This is a genomic window from Roseomonas aeriglobus, from assembly GCA_016937575.1.
GTDB classification, from domain to species: Bacteria; Pseudomonadota; Alphaproteobacteria; order Sphingomonadales; family Sphingomonadaceae; genus Sphingomonas; species Sphingomonas aerigloba.
The window spans coordinates 1183710-1198040 of the sequence record JAFHKN010000002.1; the positions used below are offsets into that span (position 1 = coordinate 1183710).

At 66.1% G+C, this 14331-nt stretch carries 13 protein-coding genes and 2 tRNA genes; 12 read left to right on the top strand and 3 right to left on the bottom strand.

Annotated features, from left to right (window positions below):
- The first annotated feature begins 109 nt into the window (after positions 1–109).
- The 8 genes from lon (at position 110) to JW805_06185 (ending at position 10243) form a co-directional block, all read left to right on the top strand.
- On the top strand, positions 110–2566 hold the full coding sequence (lon, locus tag JW805_06150; protein MBN2971597.1) for an endopeptidase La: 2457 nt from the start codon (positions 110–112) through the stop codon (positions 2564–2566).
- A gap of 157 nt (positions 2567–2723) precedes the next feature.
- The gene (locus tag JW805_06155) at positions 2724–2996 is read left to right on the top strand and encodes an HU family DNA-binding protein (protein MBN2971598.1); all 273 of its coding nucleotides are present in this window, start codon (positions 2724–2726) and stop codon (positions 2994–2996) included.
- Positions 2997–3059: 63 nt separating this feature from the next.
- Positions 3060–3134: transfer RNA gene (locus JW805_06160), tRNA-Val, on the top strand.
- Between the two features lie 197 nt (positions 3135–3331).
- Positions 3332–4327 carry a serine acetyltransferase gene (locus JW805_06165; protein ID MBN2971599.1) on the top strand — a complete coding sequence of 332 codons (996 nt, stop codon included), beginning with the start codon at positions 3332–3334 and terminating at the stop codon, positions 4325–4327.
- Positions 4324–5070, top strand: a complete 747-nt coding sequence (locus JW805_06170) for a gamma-glutamyl-gamma-aminobutyrate hydrolase family protein (protein MBN2971600.1) — start codon at positions 4324–4326, stop codon at positions 5068–5070. Before JW805_06165 ends, JW805_06170 begins: the two co-directional genes overlap by 4 nt.
- Positions 5071–5254: 184 nt before the next feature.
- Positions 5255–6844 (top strand): hypothetical protein, encoded by a 1590-nt coding sequence (locus tag JW805_06175; GenBank protein ID MBN2971601.1) that lies wholly within the window; start codon positions 5255–5257, stop codon positions 6842–6844.
- An 81-nt stretch (positions 6845–6925) separates the two neighbouring features.
- On the top strand, positions 6926–9604 hold the full coding sequence (locus JW805_06180; GenBank protein MBN2971602.1) for a TonB-dependent receptor: 2679 nt from the start codon (positions 6926–6928) through the stop codon (positions 9602–9604).
- 63 nt (positions 9605–9667) lie between these two features.
- On the top strand, positions 9668–10243 hold the full coding sequence (locus JW805_06185; protein ID MBN2971603.1) for a hypothetical protein: 576 nt from the start codon (positions 9668–9670) through the stop codon (positions 10241–10243).
- A gap of 116 nt (positions 10244–10359) precedes the next feature.
- Here JW805_06185 and JW805_06190 read toward each other — a convergent pair whose 3' ends face one another.
- On the bottom strand, positions 10360–11040 hold the full coding sequence (locus JW805_06190; protein ID MBN2971604.1) for a 2OG-Fe(II) oxygenase: 681 nt from the start codon (positions 11038–11040) through the stop codon (positions 10360–10362).
- Positions 11041–11124: 84 nt separating this feature from the next.
- Between JW805_06190 and JW805_06195 the strand changes: the two genes are divergently transcribed.
- Positions 11125–11201: transfer RNA gene (locus tag JW805_06195), tRNA-His, on the top strand.
- 106 nt (positions 11202–11307) lie between these two features.
- Positions 11308–12360 carry an amino acid dehydrogenase gene (locus JW805_06200; protein MBN2971605.1) on the top strand — a complete coding sequence of 351 codons (1053 nt, stop codon included), beginning with the start codon at positions 11308–11310 and terminating at the stop codon, positions 12358–12360.
- A 43-nt stretch (positions 12361–12403) separates the two neighbouring features.
- On the opposite strand, the gene JW805_06205 is transcribed toward JW805_06200, so the two are convergent.
- Entirely contained in the window at positions 12404–12730 is a 327-nt protein-coding gene (locus tag JW805_06205; protein ID MBN2971606.1) for a hypothetical protein, read from the bottom strand.
- A 2-nt stretch (positions 12731–12732) separates the two neighbouring features.
- Complete coding sequence (locus JW805_06210) at positions 12733–13383, bottom strand: acyloxyacyl hydrolase (GenBank protein ID MBN2971607.1); 651 nt, start codon at positions 13381–13383, stop codon at positions 12733–12735.
- 80 nt (positions 13384–13463) lie between these two features.
- Here JW805_06210 and JW805_06215 point away from each other — a divergent pair, with 80 nt between their 5' ends.
- Positions 13464–14090 carry a hypothetical protein gene (locus JW805_06215; protein ID MBN2971608.1) on the top strand — a complete coding sequence of 209 codons (627 nt, stop codon included), beginning with the start codon at positions 13464–13466 and terminating at the stop codon, positions 14088–14090.
- A complete protein-coding gene (locus JW805_06220) occupies positions 14090–14320 on the top strand; it encodes a helix-turn-helix transcriptional regulator (GenBank protein ID MBN2971609.1) in 231 nt (76 codons plus the stop codon). Before JW805_06215 ends, JW805_06220 begins: the two co-directional genes overlap by 1 nt.
- Positions 14321–14331 lie beyond the last annotated feature (11 nt).

Here is a 14331-nt window from a genome sequence, read left to right on the forward strand (position 1 = left end):
CCTCGATTTCGTATACGATCATGGCTTAGCGCAGTGCACGATTGATGCAATCTTGAGACCACCCATATATTCGCCACGCCCGCCGGAATCTGGCGGCCCCGGAGATTACATGAAGACTAGCTACCCCGTTCTTCCGCTGCGCGACATCGTCGTGTTCCCGCACATGATCGTGCCGCTGTTCGTCGGCCGCGACAAGTCGGTGGCGGCACTTGAAGCCGCGATGGCGGACGACAAGGAAATTCTGCTGATCGCACAGCTCGACCCGAGCGAGGACGATCCCGGCCGCGACGACCTGTACGATCTAGGCGTCACTGCCGAAGTGATGCAGATGCTGAAGCTGCCCGACGGCACGGTGCGCGTTCTCGTCGCCGGGCGCGAGCGTGCGCGGCTGGAAACGCTGGAGGACGCCGGCACCCATCTGACCGCGACGGTCAGTGCGGTCGCGGTTGACGATGGCCAGCTCGATGCGACGCGCGACGCGGTGCAGGCGCAGGTCGAGAAGCTGACGCCCGAGGACCTCAGCCCCGAACTCAAGGCGCTGATGCGCTCGGTGATCGATCAGTTCGAGAATTACGCCAAACTCAACCGCAAGCTGCCGGCCGAAACCGCAGTGCAGTTGGGCGAGCTGGAAGATCCGTCGCGCCTGGCTGACGCTGTCGCGGGCAACCTGTCGCTCAAGGTATCCGACAAACAGTCCCTGCTGATCGAAACCGACCCGCGGAAGCGGCTGGAGATGGTCTTCGCCTTCATGGAGGGCGAGCTGGGCGTGCTGCAGGTCGAGAAGAAGATCCGCAGCCGCGTTAAGCGCCAGATGGAGAAGACCCAGCGCGAATATTACCTCAACGAACAGTTGAAGGCGATCCAGCGCGAACTCGGTAACGAGGGCGAGGATGGCGACGGCGACGAGGTTGCCGAGCTGACCCAGAAGATCGCGACGCTGAAGCTCTCGAAGGAAGCGCGGACCAAGGCGACCGCGGAGCTGAAGAAGCTCAAGACCATGGCGCCGATGAGCGCCGAGGCGACGGTCGTGCGCAACTATCTCGACGTGCTGCTCGGGCTGCCGTGGGGCAAGAAGAGCAAGGTCAAGAAGGATATCGCCGCGGCGCAGGCGATCCTCGACGAGGATCACTATGCGCTGGAGAAGGTGAAGGACCGGATTGTCGAATATCTTGCGGTCCAGGCGCGCACCAACAAGCTGAAGGGGCCGATCCTGTGCCTCGTCGGCCCGCCGGGCGTCGGCAAGACGAGCCTTGGCAAGTCGATCGCCAAGGCGACCGGGCGCGAATTCATCCGCCAGTCCCTGGGCGGTGTGCGCGATGAAGCCGAAATTCGCGGCCATCGCCGGACGTACATCGGCTCGCTGCCGGGCAAGGTCGTGACCAACCTCAAGAAGGCTGGCACGTCGAACCCGCTGTTCCTGCTCGACGAGATCGACAAGCTTGGTCAGGACTTCCGCGGCGATCCTGCCTCGGCGCTTCTCGAGGTGCTGGATCCGGAGCAGAACAGCAAGTTCAACGACCATTATCTCGAAATCGACATCGACCTGTCGGACGTGATGTTCGTGACCACGGCGAACTCGCTCAACTTGCCGCAGCCGCTGCTCGACCGCATGGAGATCATCCGGCTGGAGGGCTATACCGACGACGAGAAGGTCGAGATCGCCGAGCGGCATCTGATCGCCAAGCAGATCGAGGCGCATGGCCTGAAGGACGGCGAATTCACGCTGACCACCGAAGGGCTGCGCGCGTTGATCCAGAGGTACACGCGCGAAGCCGGTGTGCGTACGCTGGAGCGCGAGATCGCCAAGCTTGCCCGCAAGGCGCTGCGCCGCATCCTGGAGGGCAAGGCCGAGACGGTCACGATCACGCCCGAGAATCTTCACGAGTTCGCCGGCGTCCAGAAATACCGTCACGGCCTTGGCGAAGAGGAGCATCAGATCGGTGCGGTCACCGGCCTTGCCTGGACCGAAGTCGGCGGCGAACTGCTGACGATCGAAAGCGTGACCGTACCCGGCAAGGGCGCGATCAAGCTGACCGGCAAGCTGGGCGACGTGATGAAGGAATCGGCGGAAACGGCGATGAGCTTTGTCAAGGCACGCGCGCCGAGCTACGGGATCAAGCCCAGCCTGTTTGCGCGCAAGGACATCCACGTCCATTTGCCGGAAGGTGCGGTGCCCAAGGACGGGCCGTCGGCGGGGATCGGTCTCGTCACCTCGATCGTCTCGACGCTGACCGGCGTCGCGGTGCGGCGCGAAGTGGCGATGACCGGCGAAGTCACGCTGCGTGGCCGCGTGCTGCCGATCGGCGGCTTGAAGGAAAAGCTGCTCGCGGCGCTGCGTGGCGGCATCACCACCGTCCTCATCCCGCAGGAGAATGAGAAGGATCTGGCGGAAATCCCCCAGAACATCCGCGACGGGCTGGAAATCGTGCCGGTCAAGCATGTCGACGAGGTGCTGCGTTTGGCACTGGTCGACGAATTGCACGCGATCGACTGGACCGATGCCGACGAACTGGCCGCCATGCCGCCCCCCGGCGTGGCACCGGCGAGCGACACCGTCCACCACTGACAAGGGCGAGATTCCGGCGGAAATGCGCCGGGATCAAGCCGAATCCCTTTGACTCTGCACAGACGGCGCGGCTTACTGCCGTCCGTCTGGCGCGGGTCTCGGTCCGCGATTCCATCACGTCGATAACGTGCGCGTTTCAAACGGGGGTTTTCTACGCATGAACAAGCAGGAGCTGATCGGGCAGGTCGCCGAAGTGTCGGGGCTGGGCAAGGGCGACGCAAGCAAGGCCGTCGAGGCGGTGTTCGACAGCATTTCGAGCGCGCTCAAGAAGGGCGACGAAGTCCGTCTGGTCGGGTTCGGCACCTTTTCGGTCAGCAAGCGCAAGGCGTCGACCGGGCGTAACCCGCGCACCGGCGAGCCGATGACGATCAAGGCATCGAGCCAGCCGAAGTTCAAGGCCGGCAAGGTGCTGAAGGACTCGGTCAACTAAGGGGCATAAGCGGGCTGGACAGGGCCGCAAGAGCCCCGTAAAGGCCCGCTTCCCACGAAGGATGGGCGCGTAGCTCAGCGGTAGAGCACACCCTTCACACGGGTGGGGTCACAGGTTCAATCCCTGTCGCGCCCACCATCCTTTTCGAAAAGCCCGCAGGTCGCGTGACCGGCGGGCTTTTTCGTGCGCGCGGCGCGTGCGCCTTGCGGTACGCCGCATCCCCTCCGGCGGGTTGACGGGTACCGATGCTGACATGGGCGGCCGGCGCGGTCACGCTTAAGATAAGCTATTGCCCGGCCAACCAGAATTTCCAAATCCTATCCGACTAATGGGATATGGTGCGGTCGGAGGTCGCGAAATATGCCGACGACGAAATTGACGCGCGCGTGCGCACCGTGGGCGCGGTGACGGCCGTTCCCGACGTCGTTCAGGGGTTGCGGGTCAGTCGCGATGCCTGGCGCGCGAGGGCGGGCGACCGGCTGGAGACGGCCAGCTTTCCCTCGCAGGCAGCGGTCGGGGAGATCGTGCGGACGCTGGCTGCGGCGCTCTACCCGCGGCGGTTGGGCCGGTTCCGGGGCGATGTTGCACAGGAGGACGCTTTCGTGGCGGCGCAACTGATCGCCGCCCTGACCGATCTCGAACGCGAGATCGGCAACGAGCTTCGCTATTGGCAGGTCGAGGCGCCTGTCGATTTCCCGGCCGAACACGCTGCGACGATCACCCGGCTGTTCGCCGCGACGCTTCCCGATGTCCGCCGCCAGATCGACGACGACGTCGATGCCGCCTATCTGGGCGACCCGGCCGCGCGCAGCGTGGACGAGGTTCTGGTCTGCTATCCCGGGGCGATCGCCAGCCTGCATCACCGCATCGCGCACCAGCTGCATGCGTTGGGCGCGCCAATCGTTGCGCGACTGATTTCGGAGCTTGCCAACGAACGGACCGGGATCGACATTCATCCGGGTGCCACGATCGGCGACCATTTCTTCATCGACCATGGCACCGGCGTGGTGATCGGCGAAACGGCGATCATCGGTGACCGCGTCCGGTTGTACCAGCATGTGACGCTGGGCGCGCGCAGTGCCCCCGGGCCGGCGCGGCGTCCGCCGCGTGCCGGCGCGCCGCGACACCCGGTCGTCGGCGACGACGTCGTCATCTATGCCGGAGCGACGATCCTGGGGCACGTCACGATCGGCGACCGCGCGATCATCGGCGGTAACGTATGGCTGTTGTCGGACGTCGCGCCGGACAGCGTCGTTGTCCAGCCGGAGGCGGTCACCCTGCCAAATCGCGCCGCCGACGATGTGCGCGACGCCCTGGAGGCGGCGGCATGACGGCGACGCGGCGGCCCGTCGTCGGCATCATGTGCGGCAACGAAGTCGCCGGTCGCCCGATCCAGGCCGTCGCGAGCCGCTTCCTCGATCCGCTGGTCACAATCTGCGACGCGTCGGTCCTGTTGGTCCCGGCGTCGCGCGATGCGGTGGACGTGCCGCTGATGGGGCAGATGCTCGACGGCCTGTTGCTGACCGGCGGTCGGTCGCACGTCTCGCCGCAGGCCTATGGATCACTCGATCCCGAGCCGGAAACGGTCGATCCCGAACGCGATGCGGTCGCGCTTGCCCTGGCCGAGCGGATGATTGCCGCCGGCAAGCCGGTCTACGGCATCTGTCGCGGGCTGCAGGAGATCAACGTCCTCTTCGGCGGCACGCTCAGGACGCTTGATGCCGGTCCGCGGCATCATCGCGGGACGTGGGACGGCGACTATGACGCGCTGTTTGCGCATCGGCATGCGATCGAGCTCGTCGCCGGCGGTACGCTCGCCCGCCACACGCCGCGACGGCGGCTGGTCGTCAATTCGGTGCATCAACAGGGCGTCGCCCGTCTGGGCGCCGACCTGGCGGTGGAAGCGACGGCGACCGAGGACGGCGTGATCGAGGCCGTTCGGGCGACACACTGCGGCGCCGACGTCATGGCGGTGCAGTGGCATCCCGAATGGGACGTCGATCGCTGCGCGGGCTGCCGCGGCTTCTTTACCGAATTCGGCACCTCGCTGCGACGGACTGCGCTGCACCATTGAGGCCGTAGTCGTCACACATCCGTAACATCCTCGTCACGCAAGCGTCTCCGAACCTCAACGCCCACGTCACATCCCGGGCCTAGCGCGCCGATCGAAGGCCGACAGGGGGATCTGAGTCGGCCCGCGGGGGGCATCCGCTTCCCCGGACAGTCGCACACCAGCGAACCACGACACGGGAGACGTCATGCGCAAGTTCAACCGCCTCGGGCTCATGTTCCTTGGCTCCACCGCCGCCCTCGCGCTCGCCGGCTGCGACGGCGCGTCCAGCGTCGCGTCGCCGGGCGAAGGCACGATCGTGATCCCGGCCCCCACGCCGGCGCCGTCGCCCACGTCGTCGCCAACCCCGACCGCCGGGACGCCGGCCGCAGCGTGTCCGTCGGGCTTCAACGACGGCGGCATCGTCGGCACCTATCGCGCCTGCCGCCTGCCGAGCCTGATCACCGGCACCGTCAGCCTGGCGAAGGTCGCCGGCGTCGCTTATGAAATCAACGGTCGCGTCGACGTGGGCGTGGACGCAGGCGGGGCCGGCACCGGCACCCAGACCGGCCTGCTCAACATCGCCGCTGGCGTCGTGGTCTTCGCCAACACGACGAATTCGGACAACGACTTCCTGATCGTCAACCGCGGCAGCCGCATCAATGCGGAAGGCACCGAAACGCAGCCGATCATCTTCACCGCGCAGCAGAACCTGACCGGCGGCGTGACCGACGAGTCGCAGGGCCTGTGGGGCGGCGTCATCCTGGCGGGCCGTGCGCCGATCTCGAACTGCAACTCGACCGTCGCCGGCGGCAGCGTGAACTGCGAGAACGTCGTCGAAGGCACCGGCAACGCGCTGTACGGCGGCGCCACCGCCAACGACACCAGCGGCACCTTCCGCTATGTCCAGATCCGCTATTCGGGCACCGTCATCAGCCCGAACAACGAACTTCAGGGCCTGACGCTGGGCGGCGTCGGGTCGGGCACGACGATCGACCACGTCCAGGTCCATAATTCGTCGGACGACGGCATCGAAGTCTTCGGTGGCCGCGTGAACATGCGGTATCTGGTCCTGACCGGCGCCGATGACGATGGCCTCGACACCGATGTGGGTTGGCAGGGCCTGGTCCAGTTCGTGATCGCGGCGCAGAAGCCGAACAACACGCAGACCGACAACTATTCGACCGAGATCGATTCGAACGGCAACGAAGATGCGCTGCCGCGGCAGGATTATCGCCTGGCGAACTTCACCTTCATCGACACCTCGACCGCGACCAATGCGGCGATTCGCATCCGGGGTGGCGCGGACGTGACGATGGTGAACGGTATCGTCGTGTCGAACACGCCCTGCCTGAACATCGTCGCGGGCGAAACCTCGGCGACCGACAAGTCGACCGTCCGTGCCGCCAACGCGTCGCTGCAGGATCGTGGCCCGCCGGTCTTCAACTCGATCTTCTTCGCCTGCACCGGCAGCCTGTCGACGACGACGACCGTCAACGGCGTCACCGTGACGACGGCGGAGCAGGACGCCCTGGTCGCGGCCGGCAGCAACAACACCGCCAGCGGCACTGCGGCCAACGCGCTGCAGAACGGCTTCTACCCGACGGCGACGACGCTGGCCGTGCCGGCGTTCAATGCCGCCACGCTCAACCCCTCGGGCAGCGCGTTCCTGGTCCAGACCAGCTACATCGGCGCGGTCTCGGGCCCGAACGACACCTGGTTCCGCGGTTGGACCTGCAACTCGAACCGCGCGAACTTCGGCACGAGCAGCAGCGCCTGCACCGGCCTGCCGAGCTGAGGACCCGATCCGGGGGCGCAGCGGACCGCTCGCGCCCCCGGACACCCTCATCCCGCGACATCTGCCGAAAGCTGACACGACATGAAGATCATCGCCCTCTGCCTCGCGAGTTCCGCGCTGGTGGCACCCGCCGCCCTGGCGCAGACGACGACCCCGGCGACGCCGCCGGCCTCGACCCCGCCGGCCGCCCAGGACGACGCGCCTGCACAGCAGACGGTCGAGACCTCGACGCCCGGCGCGGAGGCGATGGAGGACATCGTCGTCGTCGGCCGTCACATCCCCGACACCGTTCGCGCGACGCCGCAGGTCGTGTCGGTGCTGTCGGCCGAGGACATCGCGCGCACAGGCGAAGGCGACATCGCCGGCGCGCTTCAGCGCGTGACCGGTCTGTCGGTCGTGGGCAACGGATTCGTCTATGTCCGCGGCTTGGGCGATCGCTATTCGAGCTCGCTGCTCAACGGCTCGCCGCTCCCGTCGCCGGAGCCGCTGCGTCGCGTCGTCCCGCTCGATATCTTCCCGACCAATGTCATCGCCTCCAGCCTCGTTCAGAAAAGCTATTCGGCGAATTATCCGGGCGAATTCGGCGGTGGCGTCATCAACCTGACGACGCGCGCGGTGCCCGAAAAGACGTTCCTGCAGATCGGCGGGTCGGTCAGCGCGGACACGGTGACCACCAGCGAATTGGGCGTCGTCTACGATGGCGGCCGCTATGACTGGACCGGCTTCGATTCGGGCGAGCGGACCGTGCCCGGCTTCATCAAGCAGGCTGGCGCTGCCGGCGCGTCGGTGACCAACGCCGCCGATCTGATTACCCTGTCGAACGCGCCGACCACGCTGCTGCTTCAGAACCCGCAGCTGCCGGCAAACCTGTCGGGCGAAACCAGCTTCGGCGGTTCGATCGACGTCGGCAGCGTGCGCCTGGGGCTCATCGGTGCGGCCGGCATCAACAACGGCTGGCGCACGCGCGAAGCGACGCAGCAGGTGACCGATGCCGCGTCGGGCGCGCTGGTGCGCGATTTCCGCACGATCCTGACCGACAACCGCGTGATCGTGAACGGCCTGTTGGGGCTCGGCGCCGAATTCGGCGACCAGAAGATCCGCTGGACCAACCTCTACATCCACGACACGCTGAAGCAGGGACGCCTGGCCAAGGGCAGCACCAGCAACATTGGCGTGCTGGCGGGCGGTATCCAGCCGTTCATCGAACAGAACACCAACTGGTTCGAACGCCAGCTGATCGACAGCCAGCTGGTCGGCGAATTCAAGATTTCGGACGTCAGCGTCGATGTTCGCGGCAGCTATGCCGAGACGCAGCGCAACTCGCCCTACGAGCGCGCCTTCACCTATCAGTACAACACCGCCGCGCGCGACTACGTCAACAACCTGTCGGGCCTGCAGAACGCCAGCGTCAACTTCTCGGAGTTGAACGAGACCTTGTGGTCGGGTCAGGCCGACGTGTCCTATCGCCTGCCGGTCGGGCGCCCGGTGACTGTGTCGGCGGGCTATTATTACGCCGATACCGACCGCGACTCGACGCGTTACACCTTCCGCTACCAGCTGCCGGGCGGCGTGGCGCTGAACCCGGTCGCGGCACAACAGCGGCCCGATTTCCTCCTGAGCGACTCGACCATTCAGCGCTTCGGGATCGTGCTCCAGAACACATCGACCGCGCTGGGCGCCGCCGCCTATGACGCCGAGCTGACCGTTCACGCCGGCTATGGCCAGGTCGAAGCCGAAGTGATCGACGGCCTGCGCGCGAACCTGGGTGTTCGCTATGAAAAGGCCGACGAGCGCGTGACCACCGTCAACGGCACGCGCAACACGCTGCTCGCCAACGACTATTGGCTTCCCGCCGCGACGCTGACCTGGAACTTCGCCAGCGACATGCAGCTGCGTCTGCACGGGTCGAAGACGATCGCCCGCCCGCAGTTCCGCGAACTCGCGCCGCAGATCTATCAGGACTTCGAAAGCGACCGTCAGTTCTTCGGCAACCCGCTGCTGGTCGATTCGCAGCTGTGGAATGCCGAAGCGCGCTACGAATGGTTCTTCGGCCGCGACCAGCGCTTCACGCTGGCGGGCTTCTTCAAGAAGATCAACAACCCGATCGAGGCGGTCGCCTTCTTCCCGGCGGGCACCGACAATCTCCAGACCGGGTTCGCCAACGCGCCGTCGGCCAAGCTGTACGGAGCCGAGGTCGAGGTACAGAAGAAGTTCGATCTCGCGCCGATCTTCTCCGCCGACTTCTTCTCGACCAAGCGCCTGCTGGCGATCGCCAACTACACCTACACGCACTCGACCGTGTCGGCCGGTACCGAGCAGGTCGCGAGCCCGCTGCAGCCCGCCAACGGTGCGGCGGTGTTCGTGCCCGCGAACCTCATCTTCCGCGACGGCGCGCCGATGGTCGGCCAGTCGGACCATCTGGTGAACGTCCAACTCGGGATCGAAGACACGGCATCGCTGTCGCAGTTCACCGTTCTGCTGAACTACGCGAGCGACCGCGTGACGAACCGCGGTCCGGTCGCAGCCGGCGGCGGCGTGCGCTTGCCCGATCTGGTCGAGCGCCCCGGCTTCCGCCTCGATCTCGTCGCTCGCCAGGGCTTCACCGTCCGCGGCGTCGATTTCGAAGTGAAGGCCGAGGGGCGCAATCTGACCGGCACCGGCTACCGCGAATTCCAGGACTTCGGGAACGGCGTGAAGGTCGACGTCAACCGCTACCGCCTGGGTCGCGTGTTCTCGCTGGGACTGAGCGCGAAGCTCTGAGCCCCCCTTGTCGACCCCGCGGCGGCGTGATCTGATCGCCGCCGTGGGAATGAGGGGGATGAGATGCGCTGGTGGTTTTTAGTGGCGGCAGCGGTCGCGCTATTCGGTTGCGCACACAGCGTTGCCCCGACCCAACGCGAAACCCGATCCTGCGCGTTGACCCTCCCGCAGAAGCTCGCAAACGCTAGCTTATCGTTCGGCGACTTCGACCAATCGAACGACCATCCTGCCACGGCGGCCTCTCTGTCGGCGCGTGGGTGCCATGCCGCCGCGGCGGAGGCGGGGCAGGACTATCTCGCCCGTCGCAACGACCTGCCCGAACGTCTGCGGACGAGCGTGCTGTTCCATGTCGCGCGCAATCTGGCGATGGCCGGCCGCAACGACGAGGCGGCGACTGCGGCGCTGGGCGCGGTCCGGGATGATGGTGGCAGCGATCCCGCCTTCGATTGGAACGCCTATGTATTGGGCACATGGGCGTTCCTGAAGCGGGATCGCGCATTGTTGGAGGCCAAGCTCGTTCGGCTGCGGTCGCTGCAAGGCCACGCCAACGTTACCAACGCCCGCGTCTTGGATGGCCTCGCGCGCTGCTTTAGCAAACCCTACGCCGAGGCTGCGACACCCGCCTGCCAGAGGCCATAAACCCTCCCCGGCACGGGGAGGGGGACTGCCGAGAAGTGGTGGTGGAGGGGGCTATCCGCGAGGTCATCATTTGCGGGCCCCCCTCCGCCAGCGTTGCGCGCTGACGGCTTACACTTTCACCGCGGCCAGTGGCGTTCCCTGAACCATTTGGTGATGACGTATTTCGTGCCCGCGCGAACCTTCATCCCGTGGTGGAGTGTCGACGGGTTGACCCGCCCATCCGGCCGCAAGTTGTTCCATGCAACCAGCTTGCCCGTCTCCGGCTGCACGATCTTGTCGATCGCCTTGAACCGCGTCGCGCCGCCCGCGTCGGGCTCGTTGAGGTAGATCATGACCGTCCACGTCCGCTGTCCGGACACGGTGCAATATTTGGCGAAGTCGACGCCCGAGGGCTCGAAATAATCGGTGTGCGCCTTGAACTCCTGGCCCACTGCGTAGCGCTGGCCCTGCATCGGTTCGCCGAACATGGCGTCCAGACCGGTCAGTTCGCCGATCCGCCGATCGATCTCAACAACGTCTGGATCGTCATAGGCGAGGTCGCAGGTTTCGCTGGTTCGGAACAGGTCGTCGCCATTATAGTCCGACACGGTCGAGGGGCGGCGGGTGGCGTCGATCTTGGCGACGATCGCGGCGCACAGCGCCGGCTCAAGGAAATCCTTGCGCAGGAACATCGCAAGCTTCGGGCTGGGCACGCGCTGCACCTTGGGGTCGGCGAGCAGCCGTTCGATCACGGGCTCGGACGGAAAACCCGATCCGACGGCGGGCTGGGCGTGGGGCTCGACGGTGACGGTGAACATGACCGCTCTTTTGCCAAAGCGCGCGCAGCGATGCCAGAGGCGCTTGATCGTTCGCGCGACTGCCGCTAAGCGCAGCCCGGCACGGCGGTTGTAGCTCAGTTGGTTAGAGCATCGGTTTGTGGTACCGAGGGTCGCGGGTTCAAGTCCCGTCATCCGCCCCATTTTTCAGACAGTGTAGGGTCCGCGGCCGAAAAGGCTGGCGTCACGCGCGTCGAAAGATTATTGCGCCGCCCAGACATTTCCTAACCTGCCGCGGAGCCGCCACCTATGAGCGCTGTCTGGGACCTTCCCGATTTCGACGAGCACGAGGGCGTGCACCTGATTCGCGAACCCAAGAGCGGGCTGACCGCGGTCATCGCGGTGCATTCGACCGCGCTCGGACCGGCGGCGGGTGGCGTGCGCTTCTGGCATTACGCCGATAACAATACCGCGATCACCGACGCGCTGCGCCTGTCGCGCGGCATGAGCTACAAGAACGCGATGGCCGACCTGCCGCTGGGCGGGGGCAAGGGCGTGGTGCTCGCACCGGCGCCGGGAGCGACGATCACCGAGGATCAGCTGCTCGCCTTCGGTGACGCGGTCGAGTCGCTCGGCGGCAAATATGTCACGGCCGAAGACGTCGGCATGTCGGAAGAGCGGATGAAGGTCATCGCGACCCGCACCCGTCATGTCTCCGGCCTGCCGGTCGCGGCCGGTGGGGCGGGGGGCGATCCGGGCCCCTTCACTGCGATGGGCGTCTATCTGGGCGTCAATGCCGCCGCCAAGCGCGCGCTGGGCGTCGATTCGATGCGCGGCGTCCGCGTCGCCATTCAGGGTATCGGCAGCGTCGGCGGCGGGCTCGCCCGGCTGCTGGCAGCCGACGGCGCCGTACTGACGATCGCCGACGTCAACACCGACCGCGCGCACGCCTTGGGTGCGGAACTGGGTGCCGAGGTCGTATCGACCGATGCGGTGCTCGCGACCGAGTGCGATATCGTCAGCCCGAACGCGCTCGGCGCCATACTCGACGAAGCGTCGATCGCCGCGTTGAAGTGCAAGGCGGTCGCAGGTGGCGCGAACAATCAGCTGCGCCAGGCTGCGCATGGCAAGCTGCTCGCCGATCGCGGCATCCTCTACGCGCCCGATTACGTCATCAACGCCGGCGGTATCATCAACGTCGGCCTGGAATATCTGGGGCAGGGCGACCGCGCCGAGGTCGAAGCGCGCATCGCCCGCATTCCCGACCGCCTGGTTCAGGTGTGGGACGAAGCCGACCGCACCGGCCAGCCGTCGAGCGACGTCGCCGATTCGATCGCGCGTCGCCTGATCGGCCGCGGCTGACCTGACAACGCGGGGCCGGCACGTCCGGCCCCCCGCCGGGACGTCAGAGCCCGCGCGTCCGCCGGCCGACCCATTTATGGCCCGGCAACAGGGCCGCAATCGCCGGCGCCATGCACGGCTGAATGTCGGCTTCCCTCTGGATCTTCGGCGCGCAGGCCAGCATCGCCTCGCAAACGCCCTTGTCGAGTGCCGGGTCGCCGCTCGCGCGCTTGACGATGCAGCGCATTTGCCCGGTCGCCTTGTCCTTGCGCATGATCGCGCGGAAGCGTTTTAGGCGTTGTGCGGCGATCGTAATCTCCTCAGGCGCCGGCTCCACGACGGTCGAGGTGGGGGCGGTCGATTGGGCGAGCAGCAGTGCGACGACGAACATCGTTATTTCCGCCCCAGCGCGTGGATCACGCGGACGCCCAGATGGTCGATGCCCGGATTGACCTCGTTGAAGATCCGTCGGTGGCTATGGTGTTCCCACGACACCTCGGCGGCCCAGCGCGGGCTCAACCGGACGCCGATCGACGCGTTGGGGTTGAACAGGACCCGCGAACCGAAGCCGACCCGCGTCGTCGCGATGTCGTAGCGTCGCATGGCCTCCGCATTCGAAATGCCGGGTGCGAACGGGTCGGGCAGGAAGCGATAGCCATCATGGATCGTCACGCCGATGCCGATCTGGCCGTAGAGCCGGTCCTTCAGGACATGCTGCCGCCATTCCGCGCCGATGCTGGCGAAGCTGGTCCGTCCGGCCGTGCTGATCTGCGCCTTCGCCGTCAATCGCGGCTTGAGCAGAAACGAGAGCGGCGCCGTGCGGTAAAGCAGCTGGAGGTCGACCGTCCCATCCTCGCCGCTGTCGAGATAGAAGACACCCGGCGGCGGGGCATCGATAGTGAGCTCGGCGCCGATCGGATGGAAGTTCGCGCCGTGCCGATATACGCCGAGGCCGACTTCCGCAGAAGGACCCAAGTCCTGCGCGAGGGCTGGCATCGAGACGAGCGCCATCGTGGCGCCAAGCGCGCGTTTGAACCCCATCATCTCGGCAATCTCCCACCCGGCTGTCATCGCCAGCGGATTTGATGTAAATTGGCAACGAATTGCTGTCAAACAGAAAGAATATGATGTCCGCCGCATATTATCTGCCAGCACGCAAAGCCCGTTTATGTCGGATCGCGGGGGGTATCTTCATTCTGTTCGCCGTATCGAACCTGCTGACGCTCGGGCTGTGGCTGATCGGCCCTGCGCCCCACACCTACTGCGTGCCCGTGACATGCTGGATACAGTCGGAGCCGCTGACGCTGCTCGACGAAAACGACCGGACGATCTTGGCCGCTACACCCGGTCGCGCGCAGGCGTTTGCGGCGTATGTCGCGCAGCCCAAGGTGCGGGTCGGGATCATGGCGATCCGCGCGATCAAGGCGTTGCCGTTCTCGCTGATGGTCATGGGGATCGGCATCGCGCTGCTGCGCCTGGGCGGGCGCTCGGGAGACCCGCTCGCACGGGCATTGCCATGGATGCGTCGGGCATCGATCGCGGCGATCGCATGGGCGCTGGCCAAGGTCGTCGTCGATAGCCTGACGGCAACCGTCCTGTCCGCCGGACTGCCGGAAGGCTTTACCTATTATTTCGCGTCGGAGTGGAATGAGGTCGGGACGGCCTTGATGCTGGCGCTTGCGGCCTATGCAATGGCCTGGGCGATGGAAGCCGGCGTCACGGCGCAGCGCGACCTGGACGAATTCGTCTGATGCCGGTCATCGTCAATCTCGACGTGATGCTGGCCCAGCGCAAAGTCCGCTCGAAGGAGTTGGCCGAGGCGATCGGCATCACCGAATCGAACCTGTCGCTGCTGAAGTCGGGGAAGGTAAAGGGCGTGCGCTTCGGCACGCTCGCTGCGATCTGCCGCTATCTCGACTGCAAACCCGGCGATATCCTGGATTACGTTAGATCCGACGACGATCTCGCGGGCGACGAATAGGGAAGCGGGCG